The sequence below is a fragment of the Aurantibacter aestuarii genome (assembly GCF_003008425.1).
GTDB classification, from domain to species: Bacteria; Bacteroidota; Bacteroidia; order Flavobacteriales; family Flavobacteriaceae; genus Aurantibacter; species Aurantibacter aestuarii.
The window spans coordinates 61,292-75,015 of sequence record NZ_PXOQ01000015.1 but is presented as its reverse complement, the minus strand read 5'-3'; the positions used below and the strand labels follow the sequence as shown (position 1 = coordinate 75,015).

At 31.8% G+C, this 13,724-nt stretch carries 15 protein-coding genes; 9 read left to right on the top strand and 6 right to left on the bottom strand.

The genetic code is table 11. The features are described 5' to 3' along the window. The first annotated feature begins 67 nt into the window (after positions 1 to 67). Positions 68 to 667, top strand: a complete 600-nt coding sequence (locus tag C7H52_RS11610) for a YdeI/OmpD-associated family protein (RefSeq protein WP_106464074.1) — start codon at positions 68 to 70, stop codon at positions 665 to 667. Positions 668 to 730: 63 nt separating this feature from the next. Here C7H52_RS11610 and yajC read toward each other — a convergent pair whose 3' ends face one another. From yajC to C7H52_RS11590, 4 genes are all read right to left on the bottom strand, one after another. Continuing rightward, on the bottom strand, positions 731 to 1,021 hold the full coding sequence (gene yajC / locus C7H52_RS11605) for a preprotein translocase subunit YajC (protein WP_106464073.1): 291 nt from the start codon (positions 1,019 to 1,021) through the stop codon (positions 731 to 733). Beyond that, positions 1,021 to 1,521, bottom strand: coding sequence for a DUF1573 domain-containing protein (locus tag C7H52_RS11600; protein ID WP_106464072.1), 501 nt, complete (start codon positions 1,519 to 1,521; stop codon positions 1,021 to 1,023). Before C7H52_RS11600 ends, yajC begins: the two co-directional genes overlap by 1 nt. A 49-nt stretch (positions 1,522 to 1,570) precedes the next feature. Continuing rightward, positions 1,571 to 2,482: a transcription antitermination factor NusB gene (nusB, locus tag C7H52_RS11595; RefSeq protein ID WP_106464318.1), complete on the bottom strand. Its 912-nt coding sequence runs from the start codon at positions 2,480 to 2,482 to the stop codon at positions 1,571 to 1,573. Positions 2,483 to 2,597: 115 nt separating this feature from the next. Continuing rightward, positions 2,598 to 3,698 carry a Glu/Leu/Phe/Val family dehydrogenase gene (locus C7H52_RS11590; protein WP_106464071.1) on the bottom strand — a complete coding sequence of 367 codons (1,101 nt, stop codon included), beginning with the start codon at positions 3,696 to 3,698 and terminating at the stop codon, positions 2,598 to 2,600. A 134-nt stretch (positions 3,699 to 3,832) separates the two neighbouring features. Between C7H52_RS11590 and C7H52_RS11585 the strand changes: the two genes are divergently transcribed. Both C7H52_RS11585 and C7H52_RS11580 read left to right on the top strand, forming a co-directional pair. After that, entirely contained in the window at positions 3,833 to 5,587 is a 1,755-nt protein-coding gene (locus C7H52_RS11585; RefSeq protein ID WP_106464070.1) for an ABC transporter ATP-binding protein, read from the top strand. 76 nt (positions 5,588 to 5,663) lie between these two features. After that, on the top strand, positions 5,664 to 6,050 hold the full coding sequence (locus C7H52_RS11580; protein ID WP_106464069.1) for a PUR family DNA/RNA-binding protein: 387 nt from the start codon (positions 5,664 to 5,666) through the stop codon (positions 6,048 to 6,050). Between the two features lie 53 nt (positions 6,051 to 6,103). On the opposite strand, the gene C7H52_RS11575 is transcribed toward C7H52_RS11580, so the two are convergent. After that, entirely contained in the window at positions 6,104 to 6,439 is a 336-nt protein-coding gene (locus C7H52_RS11575; RefSeq protein WP_106464068.1) for a tRNA-binding protein, read from the bottom strand. A 44-nt stretch (positions 6,440 to 6,483) separates the two neighbouring features. Here C7H52_RS11575 and C7H52_RS11570 point away from each other — a divergent pair, with 44 nt between their 5' ends. The 5 genes from C7H52_RS11570 (at position 6,484) to C7H52_RS11550 (ending at position 10,980) form a co-directional block, all read left to right on the top strand. Continuing rightward, positions 6,484 to 7,050 carry a hypothetical protein gene (locus tag C7H52_RS11570; protein WP_106464067.1) on the top strand — a complete coding sequence of 189 codons (567 nt, stop codon included), beginning with the start codon at positions 6,484 to 6,486 and terminating at the stop codon, positions 7,048 to 7,050. Between the two features lies 1 nt (position 7,051). After that, positions 7,052 to 7,729, top strand: a complete 678-nt coding sequence (locus C7H52_RS11565) for a DUF2490 domain-containing protein (protein WP_181256240.1) — start codon at positions 7,052 to 7,054, stop codon at positions 7,727 to 7,729. Between the two features lie 72 nt (positions 7,730 to 7,801). Further along, positions 7,802 to 8,383, top strand: a complete 582-nt coding sequence (locus tag C7H52_RS11560) for a hypothetical protein (RefSeq protein WP_106464065.1) — start codon at positions 7,802 to 7,804, stop codon at positions 8,381 to 8,383. An 84-nt stretch (positions 8,384 to 8,467) separates the two neighbouring features. Beyond that, positions 8,468 to 10,471: an excinuclease ABC subunit UvrB gene (gene uvrB, locus C7H52_RS11555; protein ID WP_106464064.1), complete on the top strand. Its 2,004-nt coding sequence runs from the start codon at positions 8,468 to 8,470 to the stop codon at positions 10,469 to 10,471. A 146-nt stretch (positions 10,472 to 10,617) separates the two neighbouring features. Further along, positions 10,618 to 10,980, top strand: coding sequence for a DUF1456 family protein (locus tag C7H52_RS11550; protein ID WP_106464063.1), 363 nt, complete (start codon positions 10,618 to 10,620; stop codon positions 10,978 to 10,980). Between the two features lie 68 nt (positions 10,981 to 11,048). Here the strand turns inward: C7H52_RS11550 and sucC are convergent, their stop codons facing one another. After that, a complete protein-coding gene (sucC, locus tag C7H52_RS11545) occupies positions 11,049 to 12,242 on the bottom strand; it encodes an ADP-forming succinate--CoA ligase subunit beta (protein WP_106464062.1) in 1,194 nt (397 codons plus the stop codon). A gap of 230 nt (positions 12,243 to 12,472) precedes the next feature. Between sucC and lysA the strand changes: the two genes are divergently transcribed. After that, entirely contained in the window at positions 12,473 to 13,714 is a 1,242-nt protein-coding gene (gene lysA, locus C7H52_RS11540) for a diaminopimelate decarboxylase (RefSeq protein ID WP_106464061.1), read from the top strand. Positions 13,715 to 13,724: the final 10 nt, after the last annotated feature.

Sequence of the window (13,724 nt, the reverse complement as noted above, 5' to 3'; positions counted from 1 at the left end):
GACAAAGAAAACCTCAAATTCAATATAAAGAATTTGAGGTTTTTTTATATTTATAAAAACTAAACTCATGAAAAAAGTAACTTCTGTAGAAGAGTATATCGAAAACAATTCACATTATAAAACAGAATTAGAAACTTTAAGAGCCCTTTTGCTGTCCACTCAATTAATGGAACATATAAAGTGGAACGCTCCGGTTTACAGCTTAAACAATAAAAATGTAGTTGGTCTAGGCGCCTTTAAAAATCACTTTTGTTTATGGTTTTTTAATGGTGTTTTCTTAAAAGATAAAGCCAATATATTATACAACGCACAAGAAGAGAAAACGAAAGCATTACGACAAGTTCGTTTTAATAGTGCTGATGACGTTAACTTAGCACTTATTAAAAGTTATATTGATGAAGCCATAAAAAATCAGGAATTAGGTAAAGAACTAAAGCCTAAAAGAACCACTACTAAAAAAGCGCAACCAAAAGAGTTAAAGGACGCTTTAAGCAATAATGAAGAGCTGCAAAAAGCTTTTGAAAAATTATCTCAAAGCAAACAAAATGAATATTGTGACCATATAGTTTCTGCCAAACGAGAAGCCACAAAACAAAGCCGGTTAGAAAAAATTATACCGCAAATTCTTAATGGAGAAGGTTTACATGATAAATACAAAAACTGTTAAATACAAAAAACGCTTTAAAATTTAATTTTAAAGCGTTTTCTATAATTTTTAAACAAGTAGTAATTAAGACTTAGCTTCTGGTTTATTTAGCGATTTACTCAATTCCATAGAAATGGCAGAACGATCGTACTTTAACTTTCCAGACATTGTTTCAATAATACAACTGTTGTCCTTATCGTAAAGCTCGGCTACTTTTCCATGTAAACCACTTTTTAATATCACTTTATCGCCACGTTTTAATTCCGCAGCAAACTTTTTTTCATTTTTAGCTTTCTTCATCTGCGGTGCTATCATAAAAAGATAAACCACAGCAAACATTGCTATAATTGGTAAAAACTGTTGAATGCTGTCCATTACTTAGAAACTGGCATTTGCATTGGTGTAGCTGCTCCCTTTTGTGGTGCATTTGGATCTGGCTTAACAAAAGCTTTTATCTTAACTACTTCGCTTCCTGTTTCAGTATTTGCTGTAACTGTAATTGCTTTCATAGTGTTACCATTTCCTTTACCGTTAAATTTAACTGTAAATTTATCAGACTCACCTGGAGCTAAAGGCTCTTTAGACCAATCTTGAGGTACTGTACATCCACATGTACTTTTGATGTTTGTTACAACTAAAGGTGATTTACCTGTGTTTGTATAGCTAAAAACAGTTTCAACTGGAGTACCGTCCATTATTTCTCCAAAATCATGCTCCATTTTATCAAAGGTAATTACAGGAAAATCTCCAGCTTGAGCATCTCTTTCAGCAGCTTCAGCTACATTATTATCATCAATTTTAGATGCTGCATCGTCTTTACAAGACGTAAAAGCCATTAAACAAACTGCGCTTAACACTAAAAATACTTTTTTCATTTTATTTATTTTTTAATTAATTGAACTGTAAAAATAATAATATTTTTGTTTACATCAAGCCTCTTCCTATTTTATTTAGCTTTCCTTCGGCTTGATATTCTTTAACAATTTTATCTAAAATACCATTTATAAAAATGCTACTCTTTGGTGTAGAGTATTCTTTTGCAATTTCTAAATACTCATTTATAGTTACTTTTGTTGGTATAGAAGGGAATTTTTGTATTTCGCACAGTGCCATACTAATAAGTACTTTATCTATAGCTGCAATACGATCGGCATCCCAGTTTTTCGTTTTAGCTCCAATCTCTACTTTTAAAGCATTTTGATTTAATAATGTGCGTTTAAATAAGTTTATAGCATACTCTTTATCTTCAGTATCCTTATAAAGTCTTGGAGTAAAGTGTACATCTGGAGAGTCTACTTTTACTTTTTTAAGTAATTTTACAATAGCTGTGTTAACAATAGGCAAATCATCTAACCATGTTAAATTTTTATCTTCTAAATAGTCGTATAACTTATCATTTGGCGCTACAATTTCTTTAAAGAAGTCAACAACAAAAAGCTTATCTTCTTTAAAGCTACTTGTTTTGGTTTTCATATATTCTTTGTAGACATCACTAGTTATTAAAGCGCTATATATTATATCAACATATTCTCCGTCTAAATCCCAATGGTTTACTTTTAAATTCTCTTGTTTCAATTTAAAAGCCACATTGTTTTTTAGCGCAGTTAAAACCTCATTGGAAACAAATTTCAAATTTGGATTTTTCTCTTCATTAGACGCAAAGTGCTTGGCTTTATCTTTATCCAATTGTAATGCTGCCTTTTCTTGAACTTTAACCATTAACGACAGCATCAATACGTAAAGTTCATACATACTATCAATACTATTCATTAAAAATTTCTGGTCTTTAGTAAAATCATCACTCTCGCTTCCACTAAAAGCGTAAAGAACCTGCATAACTTTAATTCTAATGTGTCTTCTATTTAACATCTTTTCAAAGATCTTTTTTTAGTAAAAAAAGCGATAGTAAATCACTATCGCTTTGCAAAAATAATACTTTAATTAGTGTTTACTAACGGTTTTCTTTTTTTCTTTCTTCAATTCTATTTTTTGCAATACTTAAAGCAGCTTCTAAAGTAGTTACTTTATCTGCCTCTGCAGAATTTAAGATTTCCAAAGTTGTATTATAAATATTTTCAGTTTTACGCATAATTTCAGCTTTACCGTAGTTTTCTAATTCTGCGTACACATTTATAATTCCACCAGCATTAATTAAAAAATCTGGAGCATAAACTATACCTCTATTTTTTAAAATTCTACCGTGAAATAATTCATTTGCCAACTGGTTATTTGCAGCACCTGCAATAATTTTTGCTTGAATTTTATTTACTGTTAAATCATTTATAGTTGCTCCTAATGCACATGGTGCATAAATATCTACAGGTTCTGTATAAATATTATTTCCAGTATAGATTTCTGCACCATACTTAGCTTTTACAGCTTCTAAACGCTCCTCATTAATATCAGAAATAATTACTTTAGCTCCATCGTTGGTTAGGTGCTCGACAAGACTTTCTCCAACGTGTCCGATACCTTGAACAATCACCGATTTATTTTCTAAATCGTCTGAACCAAATTTAAATTTTGCAGCAGCTTTCATTCCCATAAAAACGCCATAAGCGGTAATTGGTGATGGATTTCCTGCGCCTCCTTTAGATTCTGATATTCCAGTAACGTATGGTGTAACTTCTCTTACAGTATCCATATCGCTAGTTTCCATACCTACATCTTCAGCTGTAATGTACTTACCACTTAAAGAGTGAACAAATTCACCAAAGCGACGCATTAATTCTGGTGTTTTTTGAGTTTTGGCATCTCCAATAATTACGGCTTTTCCTCCTCCAAGATTTAAACCTGTAATAGCAGACTTATAAGTCATACCTCGAGATAGTCGAAGCACATCATTTAAAGCTTCATATTCATTGCTATACTGCCACATTCTGGTGCCTCCTAAAGCTGGTCCAAGAACCGTATTATGAATACCTATAATTGCTTTTAAACCTGTATCTTTGTCATTACAAAAAACAATTTGTTCATGGTCATCAAAAGACAGTTGTCCAAAAACAGGATCCATATTTGTTAATTCATTTGGAGTTAAAACCTCTAAACTCATACTTAGTGCATATTAAAGTTAAATTATTTATAAACTTACATTATTTGAAAAAAATGTACGCAAAATTAAAGTAATATTACTTTTTACACAAAAAAATGCATCTTAAAATAAGATATTGTTAATATAATTTTTTAATGAAAGAGTTACAATACCTCAATAAATTTTTTAAAACCTACAAAAAGCAGTTAATTCTTGGAATCTTAATTACTGCTATTTCTAAATTATTCACCGTTTTTGTACCTAAATTAATTGGTAGCACTGTAGATGTTATAGACCGCTATTTGAAGTCCGATGTAAAAGACATTGCCATATTTAAAGCAGAACTTTTACAAAATATTCTTTTAATTATTGGAACAGCCATTATTACAGGAATTATGACATTTTATATGAGACAATACATTATTAATATGTCCCGCTATATTGAGTTTGATTTAAAAAATGAAATTTATAAGCAATACCAGAAACTGTCATTAAATTTTTATAAGAAAAATAGAACCGGAGATTTAATGAACCGGATTAGTGAAGATGTTAGCCAAGTAAGGATGTATACTGGTCCAGCAATTATGTATAGTATTAATACAATCACCCTATTTTTAGTAGCATTAATCTTTATGTTTAAAGCAGCACCTACTCTTACATTATATACCATAATACCTTTACCCATTCTATCTCTTTTAATCTATAAAATTAGTAAAGAGATTCATAAACGAAGTACAATAGTACAGCAATACCTTTCGAAGCTTTCCACATTTAGCCAAGAAACCTTTAGTGGGATTTCTGTTATTAAAGCTTACCATATCGAAAACCACACTTTAACGGACTTTACAGAACTTTCAAAAGAAAGTAAAGAGAAACAAATAAGTTTAGTACAAATACAAGCGTTCTTTTTTCCTTTAATGATGTTATTAATTGGAATAAGTAATATTATCGTTATTTATATAGGTGGAAAACAGTACATGAATAATGAAATTTCTCTCGGTACTATTACAGAGTTTATTATCTATGTAAATTTACTAACCTGGCCAGTTGCTACGGTTGGTTGGGTAACTTCTATTATACAACAAGCGGAAGCCTCTCAAAAACGAATTAATGAATTTTTACAGGTGGAACCTGAAATTAAAAACACCACAAAATTATCCACTCCAATTGACGGTGATATCTCTTTTAAAAATGTAACCTTTACATATGACGACACTAATATTACTGCTTTAAAAGATATTAGTTTCGATTTAAAAAAAGGTGAAACACTTGCTATTATTGGCAAAACAGGTTCTGGAAAATCTACCATATTAGATTTGGTAAGTAGATTGTATGATACTAACCAAGGGGAAGTCTTAATAGACTCTAAAAATATAGCAGATTTAAACCTTTATGACCTTAGAGAGCATATAGGCTACGTCCCACAAGACGCCTTCTTGTTTAGCGATACTATAAATAACAATGTTAAATTTGGTAAAGAAAACGCTACAGAAGCCGAAGTTGTTGAAGCGGCTAAAAACGCTTATGTGCATAAAAACATCATCAATTTTAAGGATGGTTATGATACTATTTTAGGAGAACGAGGAATTACCCTTTCTGGTGGACAAAAACAACGCATCTCTATTGCCAGAGCTATAATTAAATCTCCTAAACTGTTGTTGTTTGACGATTGTTTGTCGGCTGTAGATACGGAAACCGAAGAAAAAATCTTAAACAATCTTAAAGAACTAACCACGGCAACAACCACCATTATTGTAACACATAGAATCTCTTCAGCTAAAAATGCCGATCAAATTATTGTATTAGATCATGGTCGTATTGCCGAAAAAGGAACTCATAAAGAGCTTACAAAAGCAGGCGGTTATTACCATAAGTTATACGAGAAGCAACTTAGCGAAAAAGATTCTTAGTCGATTTTCAAGGAAATTATTGTTTACTGTATTTTTTTTTTAGATTTTTGATTAAACTTATAAAACAATTTTTACGATGAGTAACCATGAGATGATGGAGAAAGAGGAAATTTATTCAAAAGTATTACGTGCAGGAAGACGTACTTATTTTTTTGATGTGAGAGCCACAAAAGCTGGTGATTATTATTTAACCATTACTGAAAGTAAAAAATTTACTAATGACGATGGTTCATTTCATTATAAAAAGCATAAAATCTATTTATACAAAGAAGATTTCACTGAGTTTAATGAAATTTTAAAAGAAATGACTGACTACGTTATTTCTGAAAAAGGAGATGAAGTGATTAGTGAAAGACATCAAAAAGATTACAAAAAAGAATCTGATGTGGATAGTCCTGAAGCAACTACCTCAGCAAACACTACAACAAGCCGATTTACAGATGTAGATTTTGACGACATCTAATTCTAAACCATTATAACTTCAAAAGCGTTTCAATTTAAACTGAAACGCTTTTTTTATGACACTACTGTTCCGTTTGGAACTTTAAACTCAGGATTTAAAATAGTCACCTCAGCACCATTAACAGCTCCTAGAATTAAGCACTCACTCATAAAATTTGCTATTTGCTTTTTAGGAAAATTAACAACCGCCAAAACCTGTTGGTGTAATAAATCGTCTTCCTTATATAGAACAGTTAATTGAGCAGATGTCTTTAATACCCCAAGAGTTCCAAAATCTACATAAATTTGAAAAGCTGGCTTTTTAGCCTTTTCAAATTTTTCAACTTTTACCACTGTACCCACACGAATATCTACTTTTTTAAAGTCTTCAAATGTTATAGAAGTTTTCATGAACCTTTTATATTTGTACAACTAAATATAATAATTTCCATAATATGAAGTCTGTTTTGTTCATCGCTTTAATTCTTTTCACAACAAGTGGTATAGCACAAACCAAAATAGAAGTAGAAAAACGCATCCCTGCAGATTCTGTCCCAGAAAACGCACAACATTTTATTAAAAAACATTTTAAAGCCAAACGTCTAAAATGGTATTTTGAAAAAAATCAAAATCATTCCAGCTTTGAAGCTAAATTTTGTGAGTTTAAAAAACATATTAGTGTAGAGTTTTCGACCGATGGTACTCTTGAAGATGTTGAAGTTCAAATAAGATTTAAACAACTAGAAAAACAATTAGAAACTAAAATTAAACAAACTTTAGGAGAAGAGTTTAGTAACTTTAGAATCTTAAAAACACAGCTTCATTTTCGCAAATATCATCCCGAACAACTCCAATTGTTTTTTGAAACAAATACGGTTCCCAAGGACTGTTTTTTAGAGTTAATTATTTTAGGAAAAACAGAGACTTCTAAAAATCGGTATGAGATTTTAATAAATTCTAATGGCGAAAAAGTTTCAATGCAACAACTCAAAGAACAGAACCAATTATTTTTGCAGTTTTAAAATGAAAAGCTTTTTACTATATATATTATTTATAAGTTTATCTATTGGTCAACTCATTTCACAAGAGCGTTTACAAGGGGGTACCTTACCTGCGCTAACCATTTCTAAAGAGTTGAAAAAAGACTGGCAATTAACTTCAAAAATTGAAAACAGACTTTTCTTTTATGATAACTCTGGTCTAGAAAAAAAAACCGGTTTAGACTACATCCATACTGATGCTGCTTTTATTGGCTCTAAAAAAGTTGGCTTAAGTAATCAGTTATCGGCAGGTTTTCAATTTCGGTTTGGTACTGTTATTGAAAAAAGGAGTATTCAGCAGTTTAATATGGTCATAGATTATTATAGTTTTCAGCTTGCTCACCGCTTTGCTGCAGATCAGACATTTGCTCCAAACACTCCAGACAGTTATCGTTTTAGGTATCGCTTCACTTATAATAAACCATTAAGTGGTAACGTCATAAACCCAAAAGAATTCTACATTAAAATAGGTTTTGAAAGTCTTTTCATTTTAGAAGAAGACACTCAAGATTTAGAATTTCGAGCCACACCAACCATAGGCTATAATTTTAAAAGTTCTAATAAAATAGAATTAGGTCTGGATTACAGAACCGACGGAATTTTAATTCAACCTAGCAGACAACGTTATTTTGTGGTTTTGAATTATTATGTGAAAATTTAACAAACAATCTTATTTTTTATTAAAGCGTTAAAATTATAAACTTTTTATATTTGCTTTTTTATTTTAAAACGTATGAAGTCAGCTATTCTTTTTGTCATTTTCCTTTTCACAGTAGTTCAATTTAGTCAAGCTCAACCTAATGAGGGAAAGTTTATAGATATAAATTTAGGATATGGAAATACCTTTTCTCTTTATGAAGATGTACCAACAACAGCCAACGGGTTATTTGTACAAGGAGAATATGTCATAGGTATTTCTAGGTGGTTTGGTATAAGACCATATGTAGGTTATATTTCTACCAATTTTGATGATGATAAAGAATTTTTCAACCCTGCCTTTCCTGCATCTAGGATAAATATGTCCGCATTTTTTACTGGTGGAAAATTTAGGTTGGTTTTACCAATTCCTTATGTAGCTCCTTTTATAGAATCTGGAATAGGACTTTCATTTGGAAGTGTAGAAACTGTAAATCAATTTGAAAACGTAAATAAAAATGGTGCTTTTTTACATATCCCTGTTTCTCTAGGGTTAGCTTTAGGAAAAAGACATAATTTTGAACTTGCCATAAAATATCTAATCTATACAAATATTGATGTTGCCAATGGTGCTGCAACTATCGGTTTTAGTATTCCTTTAGAAAAAGAGGCGCAATAATTTATATTTCTCTAATACCTTAACAATTCTACAAGAATTTAGCATTCATATATTCTGTAAATTAGCATATAATTTACTGCCTACATGAAATTTACTGTAAAATCAGAATTTAAACCAACCGGAGACCAGCCCAATGCCATAAAACAATTGGTGGATGGTATAAATCAAAAAGAAAAATATCAAACACTTTTAGGCGTTACAGGTTCTGGAAAAACATTTACGATAGCTAATGTTATTGAAAAAGTGCAAAAGCCCACATTGGTTTTAGCTCATAATAAAACTTTAGCCGCTCAACTGTACAGTGAGTTTAAACAGTTTTTTCCAGATAATGCAGTCGAGTATTTTGTAAGTTATTACGACTATTATCAGCCCGAAGCCTTTATACCTAGTTCTGGAGTTTATATTGAAAAAGATTTAAGTATAAATGAAGAAATTGAAAAGCTTCGTTTAAGCACTACATCTTCCCTACTTTCTGGTCGTCGCGATGTTATTGTGGTGGCTTCAGTGTCATGTTTATATGGTATAGGTAACCCGATAGAATTTCAAAAAAATGTAATTTCTATAGAACGAGATCAGGAAATTTCTAGAACCCAATTATTACATAACCTAGTGCAAAGTCTTTATTCTAGAACAGAAGCCGATTTTAAACATGGTAATTTCAGAATAAAAGGTGATACTATAGATGTGTTCCCGAGTTATGCAGATGATGCTTTTAGGATTCATTTTTTTGGAGACGAAATTGAAATGATAGAACAGTTTGACGTTCAAACCAATGAAGTTATAGAAGAATATGACCGTTTGAATATCTATCCGGCAAATATGTTTGTAACTTCTCCAGACATCTTAAAAGGTGCTATTAGAGAAATTCAGGATGACTTAGTCAAACAACATGATTATTTTAAAGACATTGGTAAACATCTTGAAGCGAAACGTTTAAAAGAACGTACCGAGTTTGATTTAGAAATGATTCGTGAATTAGGCTATTGTTCTGGTATTGAAAATTATTCGAGATATTTAGATGGTAGACAACCAGGGACAAGACCATTCTGTTTATTAGATTATTTCCCTGACGATTATTTAATGGTGGTGGACGAAAGTCACGTTACCGTTTCTCAAGTTCATGCCATGTATGGTGGAGATTATAGTCGTAAGGTTAATCTTGTGGATTATGGATTTCGATTACCCGCTGCTATGGATAACAGACCTTTAAAATTTGAAGAGTTTGAAGCTTTACAAAATCAAGTGATATATGTTTCTGCAACGCCTGCAGATTATGAGCTGGAAAAAACCGATGGAGTTTATGTTGAGCAGGTTATTCGTCCTACTGGCTTATTAGATCCGGTCATTGAAGTACGCCCAAGTTTAAATCAGATAGATGATTTAATTGAAGAAATGCAGCAACGCATTGAAAAAGACGAACGTATTTTAGTCACTACACTTACCAAACGTATGGCAGAAGAATTAACCAAATACTTAAGCCGAATAAATATCCGTGTAAACTATATTCACAGTGATGTAGATACTTTAGAGCGTGTACAAATTATGCAGGATTTACGAAAAGGAATTTATGATGTCTTAGTTGGTGTTAACTTATTGCGTGAAGGTTTGGATTTACCGGAAGTATCCTTAGTTGCCATTTTAGATGCCGATAAAGAAGGTTTTTTACGTAGCAATCGTTCCCTTACTCAAACCGTTGGACGTGCAGCAAGAAACCTAAATGGTAAAGCTATTATGTATGCCGATAAGATTACCAACAGTATGCAAAAAACCATAGATGAGACTGAGTACAGAAGAGAAAAACAAATCAAATACAATACAGAGCATAACTTAATTCCTATGGCACTTAATAAGAGCTTGGACAGTGTTTTGTCTAAAAACTCTGTAAGTACAGGTCATTACGAATTAGAGGCATTAAAAGCTGCAGAACCGGAAAGCGAATATCTAAGTAAGCCTGAATTAGAGAAGAAAATTCGTGAAAACCGAAAAGAAATGGAGAAAGCTGCAAAAGCACTAGATTTTATGGTGGCTGCACAACTACGAGATAAGATTAAAGGCTATCAGGAAAAACTTGAGAGCTTAAAATCATAGATGTGATTGACGTTAGTTTTTGGTTGTTGGTTATTTATGCTGAAATTAAATTTGATGTCAGTTCGAGTGTTTTAATTTGAAGCGATAGCGGAAAATTAAAAGGTATCGAGAACCTATAAAATTGAAATTTATTTATCTTTACCGTTATGACAAATAATGACATTTTTAAAAAATTACGAGTAGCACATAAATTAAAAGATCAGGACATTATTGATATTTTAAAACTTGTTGATTTTAGAGTTTCTAAAAGTGAATTAAATGCTTTATTTCAGCGTGAAGATCATCCTAACTACGTGGAATGTGGCGATCAGATTTTACGTAATTTTTTAAATGGACTAATTATTCATTTAAGAGGACCAATGCCTAAAAAGGGTGAAAAACCTAAAAGAACGGATCAACCTTTAGGTTCGAATGCCAAAAATTTATATAAAAATCAATCAGAAGATTTAACTAAAGAAGGAAAGCCTTTTAAACCGGAATTTAAAAACTACGGAAAGAAAAAGAGTTAGAAATTATATTTCACAAACAAAAAAAGCAACCCAAAAAGGTTGCTTTTTTATATTATAAAATTAAAAGCTTAAGCTAATACCGCTTGTACTTTATCTGCTGCTTCTTGAAACTCTGTTGCCGACATTACATCTAAACCAGAATTGTCAATTAACTCTTTTGCAATATCTGCGTTTGTTCCTTGTAAACGAACAATAATTGGCACTTTAATAGCGTCTCCCATATTTTTATAAGCATCTACTACACCTTGTGCCACACGGTCACAACGTACAATACCACCAAAAATATTAATTAAGATCGCTTTTACTCCATCATCTTTTAATATAATACGGAATGCTTCTTCTACACGTTTTGCATCTGCTGTACCACCAACATCTAAAAAGTTTGCTGGCTCTCCACCTGCTTGCTTAATTAAATCCATAGTTGCCATAGCTAAACCAGCTCCATTTACCATACAACCAACATTTCCGTCTAGGTCTACATAGTTTAACCCTAAAGCTCCAGCTTCAACTTCAATCGGGCTTTCTTCACGTAAGTCACGTAATTCTGCTAAATCTTTATGTCTGTATAACGCATTCGCATCTAATGTTACTTTAGCATCTACAGCCATGATTTTATCATCACTTGTTTTTAAAACCGGATTAATTTCAAATAAAGACGAATCTGATTTTACATAAGCCGTATATAAAGACGTTACGAATTTGGTCATTTCTTTAAATGCTACACCTGATAATCCTAAATTAAAAGCAATTTTTCTAGCTTGGAAAGGTAAAATTCCTGTTGAAGGATCTATTTCTTCTGTAAAAATTAAATGTGGTGTTTCTTCAGCAACTGTTTCGATATCCATTCCACCTTCTGTAGAATACATAATCATATTACGACCTGTACCTCTATTTAGTAATACAGACATATAATATTCTTCTGGCTCATTATCTCCAGGATAGTACACATCTTCTGCAACTAATACCTGGTGTACACGCTTACCTTCCGCAGAAGTTTGAGGTGTTACCAAATCCATACCTATAATCTGACCTGCAATAGTTTTAACTTCATCAAGGTTTTTAGCTAATTTAACTCCGCCACCTTTACCACGTCCACCTGCGTGAACCTGTGCTTTAATAACGTGCCAACCCGTTCCTGTGTCTTCGGTTAACTTTTTAGCTGCAGTTACTGCTTCATCAGCATTTTGAGCAACAATACCTCTTTGGATACGTACACCATAACTGCTTAATAATTCTTTTCCTTGATACTCGTGTAAATTCATCTTTAAATAGATTTATGTGTTGTGTTCTCTTAACGAAAAAACTCTAAAAATTTTGATAAACAAAAGTAAATAATCGGTTTTACTTACCCTAATATTTAATTATTAAAATAAGTTTAATAAAAGAAAAGGTTTTAATTGTTATATAATTAACAATATGTTATAAATATGTCTAATTTTACTATAAACCCATTGGCTTACATATAAAACTGATAATTTTGACAAAAAAAATTATGTCTTACAGTCAATTATTAGAAATAGCAAATACTTACGGGAGTCCAACATATGTTTATGATGCTGCGTTAATTGAAAAACAATACCAACGCCTTACAAGCGCATTTCAATCGGTAAAATCTTTAAAAATAAACTATGCTGTGAAAGCATTATCTAATGTAAGTATATTAAAACTTATGAAATCATTTGGAGCTGGTTTAGATACGGTTTCTATACAAGAAGTACAGCTAGGTTTACATGCTGGTTTTAAAGCTCAGGAAATTATTTTTACACCAAATGGAGTCTCTTTGCATGAAATTGAAACAGCTGCACAACTTGGGGTACAGATAAACATAGATAATCTTTCCATATTGGAGCAGTTTGGTACCAAACACCCCAATACGCCAGTTTGTATCCGTATTAATCCTCATGTTATGGCTGGTGGCAACACCAATATCTCGGTAGGTCATATTGACAGTAAATTTGGTATTTCTATTCATCAAATTCCACATATTTTACGCATTATAGAAAACACTAAAATGACTATAAATGGGATCCATATGCATACAGGAAGCGATATTTTGGATATTGACGTATTTTTATATGCTAGTGAAATATTATTTAATACCGCTTTACATTTTAAAAACTTAGAGTTTATAGATTTTGGCTCTGGTTTTAAAGTGCCGTATCACAAAAATGACATTGAAACAGATATTGAAGAATTAGGCGAGAAACTATCACTTCGTTTTAACGAATTTTGTAAAAATTATGGCAAAGAATTGACTTTAGCATTTGAACCTGGAAAATTTTTAGTTAGTGAAGCTGGCTGCTTTTTAGCAAAAGTAAATGCTGTAAAACAAACGACCTCAACAGTTTTTGCCCAAGTAGACTCTGGCTTCAATCACCTAATAAGACCAATGCTTTATGGTTCCAGCCACGATATTGTTAATATTTCTAACCCAAATGGTCGTGAACGCTTTTATAGTGTGGTTGGTTATATTTGTGAGACAGATACTTTTGCTAACAATAGACGCATTAATGAAATTAATGAAGATGACATCTTGTGTTTTAAAAATGCTGGAGCTTACTGTTACTCTATGGCTAGCAACTATAATTCAAGATATAGACCTGCTGAAGTTTTAATTTATGAAGGTCAAGCTCATTTGATTAGGGAACGCGAAAGATTTGAAGATTTAATAAAACACCAAGTCGAGGTGGATTTTGGAACTATTAAACCCTTAGAAACCGTTAATGTGTTATAATTTTACAAGT

Excerpts from the sequence above, each read along its gene's own strand:
- C7H52_RS11570 (WP_106464067.1), top strand. The coding sequence starts at position 6,484 with ATGAAGTCTGTTTTGTTCATCGCTTTAATTCTTTTCACAACAAGTGGT.
- lysA (WP_106464061.1), top strand. The coding sequence starts at position 12,473 with ATGTCTTACAGTCAATTATTAGAAATAGCAAATACTTACGGGAGTCCA.
- sucC (WP_106464062.1), bottom strand. The coding sequence starts at position 12,242 with ATGAATTTACACGAGTATCAAGGAAAAGAATTATTAAGCAGTTATGGT.
- yajC (WP_106464073.1), bottom strand. The coding sequence starts at position 1,021 with ATGGACAGCATTCAACAGTTTTTACCAATTATAGCAATGTTTGCTGTG.
- C7H52_RS11610 (WP_106464074.1), top strand. The coding sequence starts at position 68 with ATGAAAAAAGTAACTTCTGTAGAAGAGTATATCGAAAACAATTCACAT.
- C7H52_RS11560 (WP_106464065.1), top strand. The coding sequence starts at position 7,802 with ATGAAGTCAGCTATTCTTTTTGTCATTTTCCTTTTCACAGTAGTTCAA.
- C7H52_RS11550 (WP_106464063.1), top strand. The coding sequence starts at position 10,618 with ATGACAAATAATGACATTTTTAAAAAATTACGAGTAGCACATAAATTA.
- nusB (WP_106464318.1), bottom strand. The coding sequence starts at position 2,482 with ATGCAGGTTCTTTACGCTTTTAGTGGAAGCGAGAGTGATGATTTTACT.
- C7H52_RS11575 (WP_106464068.1), bottom strand. The coding sequence starts at position 6,439 with ATGAAAACTTCTATAACATTTGAAGACTTTAAAAAAGTAGATATTCGT.
- C7H52_RS11565 (WP_181256240.1), top strand. The coding sequence starts at position 7,052 with ATGAAAAGCTTTTTACTATATATATTATTTATAAGTTTATCTATTGGT.
- C7H52_RS11585 (WP_106464070.1), top strand. The coding sequence starts at position 3,833 with ATGAAAGAGTTACAATACCTCAATAAATTTTTTAAAACCTACAAAAAG.
- C7H52_RS11580 (WP_106464069.1), top strand. The coding sequence starts at position 5,664 with ATGAGTAACCATGAGATGATGGAGAAAGAGGAAATTTATTCAAAAGTA.
- C7H52_RS11590 (WP_106464071.1), bottom strand. The coding sequence starts at position 3,698 with ATGAGTTTAGAGGTTTTAACTCCAAATGAATTAACAAATATGGATCCT.
- uvrB (WP_106464064.1), top strand. The coding sequence starts at position 8,468 with ATGAAATTTACTGTAAAATCAGAATTTAAACCAACCGGAGACCAGCCC.
- C7H52_RS11600 (WP_106464072.1), bottom strand. The coding sequence starts at position 1,521 with ATGAAAAAAGTATTTTTAGTGTTAAGCGCAGTTTGTTTAATGGCTTTT.